This is a genomic window from Paractinoplanes pyxinae (genome assembly GCF_026626335.1).
GTDB classification, from domain to species: domain Bacteria; phylum Actinomycetota; class Actinomycetes; order Mycobacteriales; family Micromonosporaceae; genus Actinoplanes; species Actinoplanes pyxinae.
In genome coordinates this window covers 232199-247616 of record NZ_JAPNTZ010000001.1, presented here as the reverse complement: position 1 = coordinate 247616, position 15418 = coordinate 232199, and the positions used below count along the sequence as shown (strand labels likewise).

Here is a 15418-nt window from a genome sequence, read left to right as displayed (position 1 = left end):
GCACCAGGGGACCATCGGGCACCGCCCGGGCACGCCAGGGAACGACCCTAAACCGCGGCCCTAGGGGCGCTACGCGTCCTGGGCGCGCAGGGCGTCGGCGAGCCGGCGGCGCGACGAGATGCCGAGCTTGGCGTAGATGCGCGACAGGTGATACTCGACGGTCTTCTGGCTGACGTAGAGCTCGGCCGCGGCCTCCTGGTTGGTCCGCCCGTTGGCGATGACGTGGGCCACCGACAGCTCGCGCTCGGTCAGCGTGAGCGGGCGGGCGGGGTCGCTCTCGGCCGCGGTCAGCCCGGCCACGGTCAGGTCCTGCTCGCAGCGCTGCTGGAACGGCACGGCCCGGAGCGTGCTGAACCGGCGGTGGGCCCGGGTCAGCCAGGTCGCGGCGGCGCGGCGGGAGGCCGACCCGGTGGCCAGCAGCAGTTTCCCGTACGCGTGCTCGAGCATGGCCCGGTAGAGGGGCGCGGTGTCGGCGTCGACCTCGACGGCGAGCGCGCTCCGATAGATCTCGACGGCGTCCCGGGGGCGGTTGCGGGCCTCGGCGACCTGCCCGGCGAGCCGCGCCACGACGTCCCGCAGATAGCCGCCGGGATCGTGCCCGGCCCGCAGGTCGCTCAGCACGGCGTCGGCCGCGTCGATCTGTCCCTCCCCGGTCAGCGCCTCGACCAGCAGCGACTGCTGCCACAGCCGGAAGGGCCGGAACCGCGGGCCCGACTCGTCGAGCAGTGGCTGCAGCGATCGGTGTATCGCCCCGGAGTCGGCCCGGGCCTGGGCCACGGTCGCCGCGGCCAGCGACGAGTAGACGATGTCGGGCGGCGACCCGAACGTCTGCACGATGCGCGACAGCTCGTCGAGGCGGCCCTGAGCCCGCTCCCACTCGCCCCGGCCGGCGTCGACGCAGACGGCGGCGAACCGGCCCGCCGCGTCGAAGGCCAGCTGGTCCTGGGAGGCGGCGACGGCCCGGGCCCGGTCGGCGGCGGACTCGCTCTCGGCCCATTCGCCGGCCAGGTAGTGCACGACCGACTGCAGGGCCAGGGTGGCCGGGCCGAGCCGGGAACTCGCGCCCTGCTGGTCCCGCAACGCGACGGTGCGCAGGTCGGCCCGCGCCCCGGGCAGGCGGCCCAGGAACAGCCGCATCACCCCGCGCGTGGCCAGGGTGTCGAGGTTGTCATCGCGTACGTCGTAGCTCTCCACCGGCAGATGCGTGAGATCACCCAGAGCCGCGCGCGGACCGAGGTGCCACATCCGCCCGGTGGCCAGCAGCGCCCGGGTCAGGTCGGTGGTGGCCGGGTCGAGGTCACCGGCGGCCAGCGTGCGCCGCGCGATCTCGACCGTGTCGGCGCCGCGGCCGCTCGCGATGGTGATCTGAGCCAGGAACAGGCCGGCCAGGGCGGCCACCCAGCCGGTGCCGGCCTCGCGCCAGGCCTCGTTCAGGTGCTCCTCGGCGGTGGGGATCCGGCCCGTCATCATGTCCATGATCCCCAGGACGCAGCTGCGCAGCGGGCCCGGCGCGCAGTCCTCGACCTGCGGCCGCAGCGGCAGGGCGCCGTCCGCCCGCAGGGTCAGCAGCGACTGGGCGCACGAGGTGAGCAGCCGTCGCTCCCGGTCGTCGCGGCCGGGCGAGAGGGCCGACGCCCAGCGCAGGCGGGTGGCGGCGATGGCGTTGCGCCCGGCCGCGGCCTCCCGCATCCCGGCCTGTTCGAGCTCGGCCGCCAGGCCCTCGTCGGTGGTGGTGGCGGCCGCGACGCGGTGGCTCCAGCTCGCGGCCGTGCCGACCAGACCGGCCGCGCCGGCGTGCAGGGTGCGCCGCCGTTCCGGGCTGAGCGCGTCGTAGATGGCGTCCCGCTGCAGGGTGTGGACCAGTGCGACCGGGCTCTGCGGCTCGTTCGGCCACCACACGGCCAGCCCGGCGGCGAGCGCGGGGCCGAGCGCGTGGGCCGGGTCGGGCAGGTCGGCCAGGCGGCCGGCCGTCGACAGCGGCACCCGGGCGTCCAGCACGGCCAGCGCCTCCAGCAGCTCACGCGACTCGGCGGGCAGGCGGTCGAGCTGGGCGTTGATGGCCACCAGCAGCGAGCGCGGCACCGGCCACCGCCGGACCGCGTCGTCGCGCAGCACGTCGGCCGGCACCTCGGTCAGCACCGTGCGCAGGTGCAGCGGGTGGCCGCGGGTGTAGTCGCGCAGCCGGTCGCTCAGGCCCGGCGTGAGCGGGCCGTCGATCATCGCCGCGGCCAGCCGCGCGACGTCGTCCTGGCCCAGGCCGCCGAGGTCGATCCGGGTCGCCTGGTCCGAGGAGTGCAGCAGCCGGTCGAGCGACTCGTCGGCCGATTCGGCGGCGGGCCGGGTGGCCAGGATCGTCAGCACGCTGTCGGACCACAGGCGGCGCAGCACGAAGCCGAGGGTCTGGGTCGACGCGCGGTCGGCCCACTGCAGGTCGTCCACGATCACGGCCACCGGGCGGCCCGGCTGCTGCAGCTCGCCCAGCAGCAGGAGCAGCTGGCCGCCGATGACGTGAGGGGTCGAGCCGGCCGCGGGCTCGGACAGCAGCGGGAACCGGAGCGCCACGTCGCGGCCGGCCCGCCTCGTCAGTTGGCCGATCACGCCGTACGGGAAATCGGTCTCGGACGCATCGGCGGTCGCCCACAGAACCGTGAAGTCGCCGAGCGTCGAGGAGAAGCTGCGCAGCAGGGCGCTCTTGCCGATGCCGGCCTCACCCTCGACCACGGCCAGCCGGGAACCGCCCGCCCGGACCTCGTCGGCGCAGGCCCGCAGGCGCTCAGTCTCGCCCGCCCGGCCGACGAACAGCGGCGTGGCCTCACCGCTGGTCACCGGTCGACCTTAGGAATCCCCGATCGGACGGCGCAAGGAGCGCTCCCAAACTGTGGTCTTTCCCTGATTCGATCTGCCCGAACGACTGGTGTCCTGACGCCATGACGACACCAGTGATCTTCATCCACGGCCTGTGGCTGCACGCGACCTCGTGGGAACCCTGGATCGAGATGTTCCGCGCCGAGGGGTACGCGCCGATCGCCCCCGGCTGGCCCGGCGACCCCGACACCGTGGCCGAGGCCCGCGAGACCCCCGAGAGCATCGCCGACCACGGCATCGACGACGTGGTCGAGCACTTCGCCAAGATCATCCGTGGGCTGGACGAGGCCCCGATCCTCATCGGCCACTCGTTCGGCGGCATGATCGCCCAGAAGCTGCTCGGACAGGACCTGGGCCGGGCCGCCGTGGCGATCGACGCCGCTCAGATCAAGGGCGTGCTGCCGCTGCCGCTGTCGGCGCTGCGGGCCACCCTGCCGGTGTTCAAGAACCCGGCCAACAAGCACCGCGCGGTGTCACTGACGGCCGAGCAGTTCCGGTTCGCCTTCGGCAACGCGATCCCGGCCGAGGAATCCGACGCGCTGTTCGAGAAGTGGACGATCCCCGCCCCCGGCAAGCCGCTGTTCGAGGCGGCCGCGGCCAACTTCGACCCGCACTCGCCGGCCAAGGTCGACACGGACAACCAGTCGCGCGGCCCGCTGCTGCTGATGACCGGCGGCAAGGACCACACCGTGCCCGAGGCGGTCACCCGGGCCACACTCAAGCAGTACCGGCACTCCGAGGCCGTCACCGACATCACCGAGTTCCCGGACAAGGGCCACTCGCTGACCATCGACAGCGGGTGGCGCGAGGTCGCCGACACCGCGCTGACCTGGCTGCGGCGGCAGGGCCTGTGATGTCCGGCGGCACTGCGATCGTCACCGGCGCCAGCCGGGGCATCGGGCTGGCCGTCACGGCCGCCCTGGCCGCCGAGGGCTACTCGGTGACGGCGGTTTCGAAGGGCGGATCGGCCGAGCTGAAGGAGCTGGCGGAGACCGGCCGGGTGACCTCGGTCCTCGCCGACCTCACCGATCCGCAGGCGCCTTCCGCGATCCTCTCTTCCTTGAAAGAGGTCGATGTGCTGGTCAACAACGTCGGCGCAGTGCGGCCGCGTACCGGCGGGTTCCTGTCGGTGACCGACGAGGACTGGGCCGCGACCCTGGAAGTCAATCTGCTGACGTCCGTACGCATGACCCGCGCCGTGCTCCCCGGCATGGTCGAGCGCGGGAGCGGCAGCATCGTCACGGTCGGCTCGGTCAACGCCGTCCTGCCCGACCCGCTGGTCGTCGACTACAGCGCGGCCAAGGCGGCGCTGGCCAGCCTGTGCAAGTCGCTGTCCAAGGAGTACGGCCCGAAGGGCATCCGGGTCAACACGGTCAGCCCGGGCCCGGTCGCCACCGCGCTGTGGCTGGGCGAGGGCGGGGTGGCCGAATCCGTCGCGAAGGCCACCGGCGCCGACCCCAAGGCCGTGGCCGCCGGCGCGGCGGGCGACTCGGTCCTCGGCCGTTTCACCCGTCCCGAGGAGGTCGCCGACCTGGTCGTCTATCTGGCCGGCTCCCGCGCCGCCAACATCACCGGCTCGAACTTCGCCATCGACGGCGGCCTAGTCAGCACCCTCTGATCGTTCCCTGCCCTGGAGAGAAAATGTCCGATCTGCCCTTCTGGTTCCTCGGCGGCCAGGTCCGGGTCCTCGTGCCCGGCGAGGCGACCGGCGGCGCCGTGTCGGTCATGGAGTTCACCGACATCGCCGGCCACGCCCCGCCCATGCACATCCACGACAACGAGGACGAGGTCTGGATCGTCCTGGACGGCAAGGTGAGCTTCTTCGTCGGCGACCAGAAGTTCGACCTCGAGCCCGGCCAGGCCGCCCACGGCCCGCGCGGGGTGGCCCACAGCTACCTCGTCCGCAGCGACAAGGCCAAGCTGGCCGCCGTGTTCGCCCCCGGCCACGTCGAGAACTGGTTCACCGGCAACGGCTCCCCGGTCGCGAACGTCGACGACGCCCCGGCCGAGTTCGACATCGGCGCGATCCTCGCCTCGGCCGACACCTACCGCGTCCACGTGGCCGGTCCCCCGCCGATCGGCTAAGCAGTCGTCACCGTCAGGTCCGGCCGGATGCCGGCGAGCTTCGCCATCCGGCCGGCCTCGGCCTTCAGGTCTTTGCGCAAAACGGCGCCGGCCTCGGGAAACAGGGTCACGCTGAAACCGTTGTCGCCGGCCTCCCAGGTGCCGGCCACCCTCCCGCCGCTGACCACGACGGGCGAGATCCAGCCGGCGGCCTTGCTGATCAGGGGCCGGCGTTCCGGCGCGATGATCTCCTCGTTCTTGGTGCCGGGGCCGAGCACGAACTGGTCGAAGGCGGGCAGCAACCGCACTCCGGTGAACGGTTCGGTTGCGGCCAGGTCGTCGAGGTCCTTCGTACGCGCGTACGCGGCCCGGCCGTCGACGGTGACCTCGGTCAGCACGCCCGCGTCGGTGAGGGAGGCGAACCACTTCCTCAGGGCGGCCTTCTTCGACGCGCCGCGGATAAGCCACTGGTCGAAGGTGTCCGATGTGGCCGGTCCGTACGCGCCGAGATAGGCCGGGATGACCCGCTGGGCCGCCTCGTCCGGCTCGGGCAGCCCGTTCCAGCCATCGATCCACGTCGCGGGGCTGGTGAACGTGATTTTGTTGCCCTCGCTCGGCCCGTGGCACAGCAAGCCCTGCCAGGCCAGCGGCTTCAGCACGGCGCCCCAGCCGGACCCCAGCAGTTCGGCGAGCGAGTCGTCGCGGGTGCGCTCGAGGATCCGCGCCGCCAGCTGCTCCCGGGTCAGAACCTCACCGTGCAGCACCTCCCGGGCCGCGTCGGCGATCTCGGCGACCTGGGCGGCGGTGGCGAACGTCTTCTGCCAGGCCCCCTTCTCCCACGTCCGGGCGGCGGCGATCAGGCTCAGGCCGGCGGCCGCGTCGTCCGGGGTGAGCAGGTGCAGCGTGCCGCGCATCGCCCACACCCGGATCAGTTTCCGGTTCCGCAGCGCCTCTCCCGTGGCGGCCGACGCCGGGTGCCGCACGCCGACAGCCTGCTCGGCCGCCGACGCGACCTGCGCCTGCACGCCGACCAGCCGCTCGACGATCTGCTCGGTCGACACGCCCTTCGGCCGGTCGAGGAACTGCCGCCGCATCCGCCACGACAGCACTTGATCCAGGGACAACTTCACAGGCCGGCCCAGCCCATCTTCTCGATGTTCTCGACGTCGGGATCCAGGCGTAGCACCCCGATCTGCTCTCCGGTGAGCGGCGCGACGAAGACACCCCACGAGGTGACCAAGGTCGGCACGATGCCGTGGCGTGGCGGCCGCCCTCCAGCACGTCCTTGGCGTCCCGCGACTGCCGGATCCACTGGTGCACGACGACCGCCCACGGGTCTCTTCTCCACGGCGGCACCGGGCCAGTATCTAGGATCGCGGGGAGACACGGGAGGCGAAGGATGGCGCGGTCGGAATCGGCTCGGACCGCGCTGCTCGACGCCGCGGAACGGTTGTTCGCCGAGTCCGGCACCGCGCCGGTGTCCGACCGCCGGGTGGGCGAGGCGGCCGGCAACGCCAACCACTCGGCGGTGCGCTACCACTTCGGCGGGCGGGACGGCCTGTTGCGGGCCCTCATCTCGCGGCACCTCGACGCCGTGCTGGAACACCGGCCGGCGAAGACGGCGAAGACCGAATCCGTGCTGGAGGACGTGCGCAGCTTCGTCATGCCGTCCATGCAGGTGCTGGCGGCGCTGCCCCGGCCGAGCTGGCGGGCCCGCTTCCTGGGTCAGGCCCTGCACGACCCGGCCGCCCTCCCGCTGATCGTCGAACTCAGCGACGACCGGCCCGACCAGCTGCGGATCCGGCGCTCGATGGTCACCCACCTCAAGCACCTGGACCGGACCGTGGTCGCCGGCCGGACCCGGCTGATCACCCGCATCATCACGTCGACCGCGGCCGACGTCGAGGGCCGCGCCGAACGCGACGGCTCGGATCCGCAGTGGCTCGCCGTCGGCGACTTCCTGGCCGACGCCATCGCCGGCATGCTGACCGCCCCGGTCACCCCGACCGGCCGGCCCGTCCCGCCGCACCTTGCCTAGATGTGCGCTTAGGCAGTTCCTGCCGACGCGGCCGGGCCGGTGAGCGCCGCACCGTGGTGCGGTGTACGGAATTCTGATTTACGTAGATCTGACGCTGGCCGTTCTGACGCTGATCGCGGCGCCCGTGGCCGGGCTGCGGGCTTCCCGCCGCTGGCTGTCTGTGCTGGCCGGGCTGGCCGCGGGCCGGTTGGTCGTGGCGTTGCTGCTGCTGACCGGCGGGCTGCTGCTGGCCGATTCCCGGCTGAGCGTGCAGGTGCCGCTGGCGTTGCTTCCGGCGGCGTTGGCGGTCTGGCGGCCCGGTCGTACGACCGCGAACCTCGCCGCGTCGGGCGGGGTGCTGTCGGTGTGGTGGCTGCTGGCGCCGTTCGCTCCGCAGGACACCGTTCTGGTTCTCGCCGGGTCGGCCGTCGGGCTGGGGGTCGTCTTCTGGCTCTCGGTGGCGGTCGGGCGGTGGCGGTCATCGGCGTCGCGGCTGGCCCGGTTGCCGTGGGTGGGGGTCGCGCTTCTGCTGGTCCCGGCGACCACGCTGGTGCTCGCCGGCCGGGCCGACGCGTCCGCCGACGGGCACGAGCACGGCGGTTCGGGGCCACTCGCGGTGGGTCAGCTGGCCGGGCCGAAAGACCAAGTTCCCGCCGTACGCGAAACATTTGTCGCCGCGAGAACGTCGGTGCACCTGGCTTCCGGGCTCGCCGTGGCAGGACTGACCTTCAACGGCTCCTCGCCCGGCCCGCAGCTCCGGGTCAAGCGGGGCCAGCTGGTCGAGGTCACCCTGGTCAACGAGAACGTGGACGAGGGCGTGACCATCCACTGGCACGGCGTCGACGTGCCCAACGCCGAGGACGGCGTGCCCGGCGTGACCCAGGACGCCGTCGCCCCGGGGCAGCGGCACGTCTACCGGTTCGTGCCCAACCGGTCGGGCACTTTCTGGTACCACACGCACCGGGACGGCCTGCTCAACGTCAAGAAGGGCTTGTTCGGCGCCCTGATCGTCGAGGAGCCGGCGACCTTCGAAGGCCTGGACCGTACGGTGTTCACCCACGCCTGGCCCGGGCCGGACGGGGACGTCGTCGCGCTCGACCGCAACGACCGGCCCACCGGCGAGACCGCGCCGGCCGGTCGCGAGGTGCTGGTCCGCGCGGTCAACAGCTCCGAGGAGCCGCAGACCGTCCGGGTGAGCGGCGCCCCGTTCCGGGTGACGGCGATCGACGGCAACGCGGTGCAGGGCGCCACCCCGCTCGAGCCGGGCACCGAGTTGCTGCTGGCGGCGGGCGGCCGCTACGACGTCGCCTTCACGATGCCGGCCGGCCCGGTCACGCTCGGCAGCCCGGATGCCGCGCTCACCTTCAGTCCCAACGGCTCGGCCGGCCAAGCCCCGGACACCGGCGGCGGGCAGTTCGACCCCCTGACGTACGGCTCGGGCTCGGAACCGGTGCTGGGCGGCCACGACAAGACGTTCGACCTGCGGCTGGACGACGGCTTCGGGTTCAGCCAGGGCCGGTTGTCGTACGTCAGCAGCCTGATCAACGGGCGCCTCTACCCCGCCGTGCCCACCCTCGAAGTCGGCCGGGGCGACCGGGTGCGGATGCGGATCGCCAGCCGCAGCATCATCAACCACCCGTTCCACCTGCACGGCCATCGCGTCCGGGTGCTCGCCCGCAACGGCGAGCCGGCCTCGGGCAGCCCGTGGTGGACCGACACGCTCAACATCGCCGGCGGCGAGGTCTACGAGATCGAGTTCCGGGCCGACAACCCGGGCATCTGGATGGACCACTGCCACAACTTCCAGCACGGCGCCGACGGGATGATCATGCATTTGGCGTACGCCGGGGTCACCACCCCGTACTCGTCGGAGCACGCGCCCGAGTAGCCGGGCCGTCACCGATCGCCGATTAGGCAACTCTCGCCGAGGCCGCCGGCACCGGACCCCGGACACACTCGGCGGGTGACTGTTACCGCCACCGAAATCGTCCTGCCCGGCGTCGTCGAGCCGAGCGGCCTGCAGGTCCGCACCCGTGACCTGCCGCCGCCCGGCCCGGGCCAGGTCGTGCTGCGCGTCGAGGCGACCGGGGTCTCGTTCGCCGAGCAGCAGATGCGCCTCGGCCGCTACTTCGGCCAGCCGCCGTTCCCGTTCGTGCCCGGCTACGACGCCGTCGGAACGGTGACCGCGACCGGCCACGGCGTGGATTCGGGGCCGGCCGGGCGGCGGTTCGCGGTGGTCACCAAGGTCGGGGCCTGGGCCAGCCACCTGGTGACCGACGCGGCGGCCCTGGTGGCGGTGCCGGACGGGGTGGGCGCGGCCGATGCCGAGACCGTCGTGGTCAACGGCGTCACCGCGTATCAGATGTTGTACCGGGTGGCGCGAGTGCGGGCCGGGCAGACGATCGTGGTGCTGGGCGCGAACGGGGGTGTCGGGTCCACGCTCGTGCAGCTGGCCCGGCACGCCGGCATCACGGTCGTCGGCACGGCCTCGGCCCGGCACCACGGCCTGGTGCGCGAGCTCGGCGCGATCCCGGTCGACTACCGCGACCCCGACGCGTACGCGCAAATCGCCCACCATGCCCCGGACGGGGTGGACGCCGTGTTCGACCACGTCGGCGGGGACGGGCTCAAGAAGTCGTGGCGGCTCGTGCGCAAGGGCGGGACGCTGGTCTCGTACGGGACGGCGGCCGACAAGAACAGCCCGGGCTCGCCCCAGCTGACCTTCCTGAACCTGTTCTCGCAGCTGTGGATGTGGCACTTGTCGCCCAACAACCGCAGCGCCCGCTTCTACAACTTCTGGGCCGCCGCCTCCAAGAGGCGGCACCACGAAGACCTCGCGGCGGTGTTCAAGCTGCTCGCCGAGGGCGTGCTCACCCCGCAGATCGCGGCGACGTTCCCGCTGAACCGGGCGGCCGAGGCGATGGCGCTGGCCGAGTCGCACACGGTGGCGGGCAAGGTCATCCTGACCGGGGAGTGATCCGGTTCTCTACGGTGGTGCCATGCACACTTCGCCGGCCCTGGTCGGCCGGCTCGACGAAACGCGGCGCATCGAGGCGCTGACCGCCGCGGCGCGCGACGGTCGCGGCGGGGCGCTGGTGGTGCGGGGCGAGGCGGGCATCGGCAAGACGGCGTTGCTGGATCACGCCGTACGCGCCGCGCCCTCGTTCCGCGTGGTCGACGCCTTCGGGTCGGAGTTCGAGCAGGAGCTGCCGTACTCCGGCCTGCACCAGCTCTGTGTGCCGCTGCTCGAGCACCTGGACGATCTGCCGCCCCGGCACCGCGACGCGCTGCGGGTGGCCTTCGGGATGGCCGAGGGCACCCCGGGCGAGTTCGAGGTCGGGCTGGGGGTGCTCGGCCTGATGTCGGCGGCCGCCCGGTCGCAGCCGTTGCTGTGCCGGGTCGACGACGCGCAATGGCTGGACGGCGCGTCGGCGAAGGTCCTGCGGTTCCTCGCCCGGCGGCTGGCCACCGATCCGGTCGCCCTGCTTTTCGCCGTACGCATCGGGGAGCGCGCCGATGAATTCGACGAGCTGCCCGAGGTGCTTCTCCGCGGCCTCACCGACGACCAGGCCCGTACCCTGCTGGCCGAGCGCAGCCCGTTCCCGCTGGACGACCAGGTGCGCGACCGGCTGGTGGCCGAGGCCCAGGGCAGCCCGCTGGCCCTGCTCGAACTGCCCCGAGCCGGCGGGTTCGAGCCGCCCGACAATTCCTCGGTGCCGGCCTGGATCGAGCACGGCTTCCGGGCCCGGCTGACCGGCCTGTCCGGCCACGCCCGGCTGCTGCTGATCCTCGCGAGCGCCGACCCGACCGGCGATCCGGGCCTGCTGTGGAGCGCGGCCCATCACCTCGGCCTCGATCTGACGAGCACGAGCGCCGAGGCGGCCGGCACCGGCCTGGCGGCGTTCGGCCACCGCGTCAGCTTCTGCCACCCGCTGGCCCGCTCCGCGGTGTACCGGGCGGCCGGGGACGCCGAGCGCCGCACCGCCCACCGCGCCCTGGCCGACGCCACCGACCCCGGCACGGCGCCCGACCGGCAGGCCTGGCACCGGGCCCAGGCCTGCGCCGGGCCCGACGACGAGGTCGCGGCCCAGCTCGACCGGTGTGCCGCCCGTGCGCAGTCCCGAGGCGGGGTGGCCGCGGCGGCCGCCTTCCTCGAACGCTCGGTGGCGCTCTCGCTCGATCCGGAGCTCCGGATCGAGCGGACCCTGGCCGCCGCCCAGGCGAGTTTCGACGCCGGGGCCACCGACAAGGCGATCGCCCTGCTCACCACGCTCGACAACGCCGGGCTCAGCGAGCTGCAGCGGGCGCAGGCCGAGCTGCTGCGCGGCCGCACGGCGTTCGCCCGGCATCGCGACGGCGCCGGGCCGATGCTGATGGTGAGCGCCGCCCGGCGGCTGTCCACCCTGGACCCGCAACGGGCCCGCGGCTGGTTCCTCGACGCCCTCGAGATGAGCCTGGTCGTGGGCCGGGCCGGCGGTGTCGTCGGTCAGGTGGTCGCGGCCGCCCGCGCCTCGGCGCCCGCCTCGGCCTCGCCCGATCTGCTGGATGCTCTGCTGGCGCTGGTCACCGACGGCTACCGGGCCGCCGCTCCGCTGCTGCGCCGGGCCATCGACGACGACACGACCCGGGCCCGGCGGCCGGCGCTGGCCACCATGGTCGCCGTCGAGCTGTGGGACCCGGACACCCACGCCGCCATCACCGAATGGCTGGTGAAGACGGGCCGGGCCACCGGATCCCCGCTGCTGCTGCGGCTCGGCCTGGCCCAGAAGGCGGTCGAGGCGATCGTCCTGACCGGCGATCCGGGGCAGGCCCTCGCGGCCACCGCCGAGGAGGCGGCCGTCGCCGACGCCACCGACGCCGCCCCGCTGCTGTACCACCGGCTGCACCTGGCCGCCCAGCGCGGCCGCCGCGACGAATTTCTCCAGCTGGCGGCGGCGATAGCAGCCGAGCCCGACCAGGCCGGGTGGGTCACCAACCTGCACGCGACGGCGGCCACCCTGCACAACGGGCTGGCCGACTACCCGGCCGCGCTGGCCGCCGCCCGCCGGGCCGTCGAGCCCGGCGGCATCTTCCTAATCGGACCGGCGCTGCCCGAACTGGTCGAGGCGGCGGTCCGCTGCGACGAGCCCGCCGTCGCGGCCGAAGCCCTGGCCACGTTGGCCGAACGCACCGAGGCCAGCGGAACCGCGACCGGGCGGGGCATCGCCGCCTATGCGCGCGGGCTGGTGACCGGGAACGAGAACGACTACCGCGAGGCCGTCGACCTGCTGGCCGACGGCCGGCTCACGCCGTACCTGGGCCGGGCCCATCTGCTGTACGGGGAATGGCTGCGCCGCCAGGGCCGGCGCCGCGACTGCCGGGTGCAGCTGCACACCGCGTACGACCTGCTCGAGACGGCCGGGCAGGACGGCTTCGCCCGGCGCGCGGCCGACGAGCTGCGGGCCACCGGCGAGCGGGTGCACTCCCGGTCCGAGCACCCGTACGAAAAACTCACCATGCAGGAGGTGGCCGTCGCCCGCCTGGTCGGAGCCGGCGCCACCTCCAACGAGGTGGCAGGTCAGCTCTTCGTCAGCAAGCGCACGGTCGACGCCCACCTGCGCAGCATCTTCCGCAAGCTCGGCCTCACGTCACGCCGGCAGCTCCGGGACCACCCGGAGCTGATCGGCGCCACGCGGGGAAACGCCTACGCCTGACCGGCCTTCTCCAGGGCGGAGCAGCAGGTGTCGGTGATGAGGCGGGTCACGACGTACGGGTCGACGTTGGCGTTGGGCCGGCGGTCCTCGATGTAGCCCTTGCCGTCCTTCTCGACCTGCCACGGGATGCGCACCGAGGCGCCGCGGTCGGAGACGCCGTAGCTGTACTCGTTCCACGGGGCGGTCTCGTGCAGGCCGGTCAGGCGGTCGTCGATGCCGGCGCCGTAGTTCTTGACGTGGTCCATCGGCTTCGAGCCCTCGCCCAGCGCCTCGCACGCGGTGATGATGGCGTCGTAGCCCTCGCGCATCGCCTTGGTCGAGAAGTTGGTGTGCGCCCCGGCGCCGTTCCAGTCGCCCTTCACCGGCTTCGGGTCGAGCGTGGCCGAGATCTTGAAGTCCTCGGCCGTGCGGTAGAGCAGCCAGCGGGCCACCCACAGCTGGTCGGCCACCTCGAGCGGCGCCAGCGGGCCGACCTGGAACTCCCACTGGCCGGGCATGACCTCGGCGTTGATGCCCGAGATGGTCAGGCCCGCCTTGAGGCAGTTCTCCAGGTGCGCCTCGACGACGTCACGGCCGAAGATCTCGTCGGCGCCGACACCGCAGTAGTAGCCGCCCTGCGGGGCCGGGAAGCCGCCGGCCGGGAAGCCGAGCGGGCGGGCGCCGTCGAAGAACGTGTACTCCTGCTCGATGCCGAAGATCGGCGCCTGCCCGGCGAACCGCTCCGCGACCTCGGCCAGCACGGCCCGGGTGTTGGACTCGTGCGGCGTCATGTCGATGTTCAGCACCTCGCACAGCACGAGGATGTGGTCGCCGCCGCGGATCGGGTCGGGGCAGGTGAAGACCGGCTTGAGCACCCGGTCGGAGGAGTGGCCCTCGGCCTGGTTGGTCGACGAGCCGTCGAAGCCCCAGATCGGCAGCTCGGCCCCCTTGGCCTGGTCGTCCAGGATCTTCGTCTTGGAGCGGAGCTTCGCCGTCGGCTCGGTGCCGTCGATCCAGATGTACTCTGCCTTGAAGCTCACGATCCACATCCTCCGGGGATTAGCTGTACGGCCTGCGCGGTGACGTGGCCAGCCTGGCAACACCCGGTTTCCCGCCCATTGCTCATGTGTGACGCCCACGTTTCGGAGCGTGTGTCTGCCGTCACCCGGCCCTGACGCCGGCCGTCGAGTCCCGCCGGGCGAACGCGGCCGGGGTGAACTGTCCCTCTTCCAGCCGGTTCTCGATCTCCTCGAGGCTGCGGCCGGTCAGCTCGGGCATCTTCCGATAGAGGAAGGCGAACGCGACGAGGTTGAAGACGGCGTACATCCAGAACGTCTGCCCCGTGCCGATCGCCTTCATGGTGCTCAGCACCGTCAGCGTGATCAGCACGTTGGTGCCCCACAGCGAGGCCGACTGCGCCGCGGCGCCCGCCGCCCGGGTGGCCAGCGGATAGATCTTGGAGCCGGTCAGCCAGCCCATGAGCTGGATCCCCCCGGCGGTGAAGGCCATGAAGGCGATCAGGGTCCCGACGATCCAGGGGATCATCGACTTGCCGTCGTGGCCGGTCACGAAGAAGGCGCCGAGCACGATGAGCGCGACCGCGGCGCACGGCAGCGTCAGCAGCGTCAGGCGGCGCCGGCCCACCCGGTCGATGATGGACAAGCCGATGAGCTGCGCGATCAGGTAGGTCAGGCCGAGGGCGACCGACACCCGCAGCGCGGTCGAGTCCGGGAAGCCGTTGTCGGTCAGGATCGTGGGCGTGTAATAGACGATCATCTCGATGCCGGAGAGCTGGGTGAAGATCGCCAGCCCGCAGCCCACCACGAGCGCCGGCCGCACCCAGGCCGCCTTCAGCCCGGCCCACCCGCGGGTGCCGGCCCCCTTCTCGGCCTGCGCGTTGTCCTCGATCTCGCGCAGTTCCCCGGACAGGTCGCTGCCCTGGGGCCGCACCCGCTCCAGCGCCTGCCGGGCCCGGTCCAGGTGGCCCTCTCGCGCGAGCCAGCGCGGGCTCTCCGGCAGCCTCAGCATCAGCGCGAACATGATGGCGGCGGGCACGGCGGCCATGCCGATCGCCACGCGCCAGTCGATGACCTCGGCCGCGCCGGTGATGGTGGCGATGACGATGCCGACGCCGATGGCGATCTGGAAGAAGAGCACCAGCCGCCCGCGGTAGGCGGTCGGCGCCAGCTCGGCCACGTACACGGGCGCGGTCTGGGTGGCGCCACCGACTGCGAAGCCCAGCACCAGTCGGCTGAGCGACAGGGTGATCGGATCGGGTGAGAGCGAGGCGGCCAGCGACCCGACGACGAAGACGATGCCGATGAGGAGCAGGGTGCCGTGCCGGCCCCGCCGTTCGGCCAGCCGGCTGCAGGTGAGGGCCCCGATGACAGCGCCGACGGGGTTACCCCGAGCCGGCGCGCCTAAGCCGGCTCCCCCGAGACGGCTCCCTTGCCGGGTCCCGGCTGCAGGAACTCGACGCGGGTGGCGGTCAGCAGCGGATTCTTCAGCTCGTGGAAGCGCCGCATGTGCTCGGCGTCCTCGTGGGCCTGGAAGGCGTCCCGGTCCCGGTAGACCTCGTAGAAGACCCGGGCCAGGGGCTCGCCCTCGACGGCTGCGGTCGCGTAGACCAGGGTGCCCGGCTCGAGTTCGGTGATCTGCTGCACCGCCGTGGCGGTCAGCTCGTCGAAGCGGGCGGCCGCCTCGTCGTCGCGGCAATCGAACCGTACTACCAGTGCGAACATCGCCCCTGCCCTTCCCTCCGGCCGCTGTCGGGCCCCGTCGGGATGCTAGGCGGTGCGGC

The 15418-nt window shown here is 72.9% G+C and carries 13 protein-coding genes; 7 read left to right on the top strand and 6 right to left on the bottom strand.

Annotated elements, in window-relative coordinates:
• Positions 1 to 69 precede the first annotated feature (69 nt).
• On the bottom strand, positions 70 to 2826 hold the full coding sequence (locus OWR29_RS01170) for an ATP-binding protein (RefSeq protein ID WP_267560347.1): 2757 nt from the start codon (positions 2824 to 2826) through the stop codon (positions 70 to 72).
• A gap of 101 nt (positions 2827 to 2927) precedes the next feature.
• On the opposite strand from OWR29_RS01170, the gene OWR29_RS01165 reads away from it, so the two are divergent.
• Genes OWR29_RS01165 through OWR29_RS01155 form a run of 3 tightly spaced genes read left to right on the top strand, consistent with a single transcriptional unit; the run spans position 2928 to position 4950 of the window.
• The gene (locus OWR29_RS01165) at positions 2928 to 3719 is read left to right on the top strand and encodes an alpha/beta hydrolase (protein WP_267560346.1); all 792 of its coding nucleotides are present in this window, start codon (positions 2928 to 2930) and stop codon (positions 3717 to 3719) included.
• Positions 3719 to 4483 carry an SDR family NAD(P)-dependent oxidoreductase gene (locus OWR29_RS01160; RefSeq protein ID WP_267560345.1) on the top strand — a complete coding sequence of 255 codons (765 nt, stop codon included), beginning with the start codon at positions 3719 to 3721 and terminating at the stop codon, positions 4481 to 4483. The genes OWR29_RS01165 and OWR29_RS01160 overlap by 1 nt, the downstream gene beginning before the upstream one ends.
• A 23-nt stretch (positions 4484 to 4506) precedes the next feature.
• Complete coding sequence (locus OWR29_RS01155) at positions 4507 to 4950, top strand: cupin domain-containing protein (RefSeq protein WP_267560344.1); 444 nt, start codon at positions 4507 to 4509, stop codon at positions 4948 to 4950.
• Here the strand turns inward: OWR29_RS01155 and OWR29_RS01150 are convergent.
• Positions 4947 to 6059 (bottom strand): winged helix DNA-binding domain-containing protein, encoded by a 1113-nt coding sequence (locus tag OWR29_RS01150; protein ID WP_267560342.1) that lies wholly within the window; start codon positions 6057 to 6059, stop codon positions 4947 to 4949. The genes OWR29_RS01155 and OWR29_RS01150 overlap by 4 nt on opposite strands.
• Entirely contained in the window at positions 6056 to 6178 is a 123-nt protein-coding gene (locus OWR29_RS01145; RefSeq protein ID WP_267560341.1) for a hypothetical protein, read from the bottom strand. The genes OWR29_RS01150 and OWR29_RS01145 overlap by 4 nt, the downstream gene beginning before the upstream one ends.
• A 150-nt stretch (positions 6179 to 6328) precedes the next feature.
• Between OWR29_RS01145 and OWR29_RS01140 the strand changes: the two genes are divergently transcribed.
• From OWR29_RS01140 to OWR29_RS01125, 4 genes are all read left to right on the top strand, one after another.
• A complete protein-coding gene (locus OWR29_RS01140) occupies positions 6329 to 6967 on the top strand; it encodes a TetR/AcrR family transcriptional regulator (protein ID WP_267560340.1) in 639 nt (212 codons plus the stop codon).
• Between the two features lie 61 nt (positions 6968 to 7028).
• The gene (locus OWR29_RS01135; protein WP_267560339.1) at positions 7029 to 8834 is read left to right on the top strand and encodes a multicopper oxidase family protein; all 1806 of its coding nucleotides are present in this window, start codon (positions 7029 to 7031) and stop codon (positions 8832 to 8834) included.
• Between the two features lie 75 nt (positions 8835 to 8909).
• Positions 8910 to 9923, top strand: a complete 1014-nt coding sequence (locus tag OWR29_RS01130; protein WP_267560338.1) for a medium chain dehydrogenase/reductase family protein — start codon at positions 8910 to 8912, stop codon at positions 9921 to 9923.
• 22 nt (positions 9924 to 9945) lie between these two features.
• Positions 9946 to 12639, top strand: a complete 2694-nt coding sequence (locus OWR29_RS01125) for an ATP-binding protein (protein ID WP_267560337.1) — start codon at positions 9946 to 9948, stop codon at positions 12637 to 12639.
• Here the strand turns inward: OWR29_RS01125 and glnII are convergent.
• The 3 genes from glnII to OWR29_RS01110 all read right to left on the bottom strand — a co-directional run bounded on the left by glnII (position 12630) and on the right by OWR29_RS01110 (position 15359).
• Complete coding sequence (glnII, locus tag OWR29_RS01120) at positions 12630 to 13658, bottom strand: glutamine synthetase (RefSeq protein ID WP_267560336.1); 1029 nt, start codon at positions 13656 to 13658, stop codon at positions 12630 to 12632. The genes OWR29_RS01125 and glnII overlap by 10 nt on opposite strands.
• Positions 13659 to 13779: 121 nt before the next feature.
• Positions 13780 to 15003, bottom strand: a complete 1224-nt coding sequence (locus OWR29_RS01115; protein ID WP_267561163.1) for a sugar porter family MFS transporter — start codon at positions 15001 to 15003, stop codon at positions 13780 to 13782.
• Between the two features lie 35 nt (positions 15004 to 15038).
• Positions 15039 to 15359, bottom strand: a complete 321-nt coding sequence (locus OWR29_RS01110) for a putative quinol monooxygenase (RefSeq protein ID WP_267560335.1) — start codon at positions 15357 to 15359, stop codon at positions 15039 to 15041.
• Between the last annotated feature and the right edge of the window lie 59 nt (positions 15360 to 15418).

Coding starts and splice junctions, on each gene's coding strand:
- OWR29_RS01155 (WP_267560344.1), top strand. CDS start 4,507: ATGTCCGATCTGCCCTTCTGGTTCCTCGGCGGCCAGGTCCGGGTCCTC.
- OWR29_RS01165 (WP_267560346.1), top strand. CDS start 2,928: ATGACGACACCAGTGATCTTCATCCACGGCCTGTGGCTGCACGCGACC.
- OWR29_RS01160 (WP_267560345.1), top strand. CDS start 3,719: ATGTCCGGCGGCACTGCGATCGTCACCGGCGCCAGCCGGGGCATCGGG.
- OWR29_RS01125 (WP_267560337.1), top strand. CDS start 9,946: ATGCACACTTCGCCGGCCCTGGTCGGCCGGCTCGACGAAACGCGGCGC.
- OWR29_RS01110 (WP_267560335.1), bottom strand. CDS start 15,359: ATGTTCGCACTGGTAGTACGGTTCGATTGCCGCGACGACGAGGCGGCC.
- OWR29_RS01140 (WP_267560340.1), top strand. CDS start 6,329: ATGGCGCGGTCGGAATCGGCTCGGACCGCGCTGCTCGACGCCGCGGAA.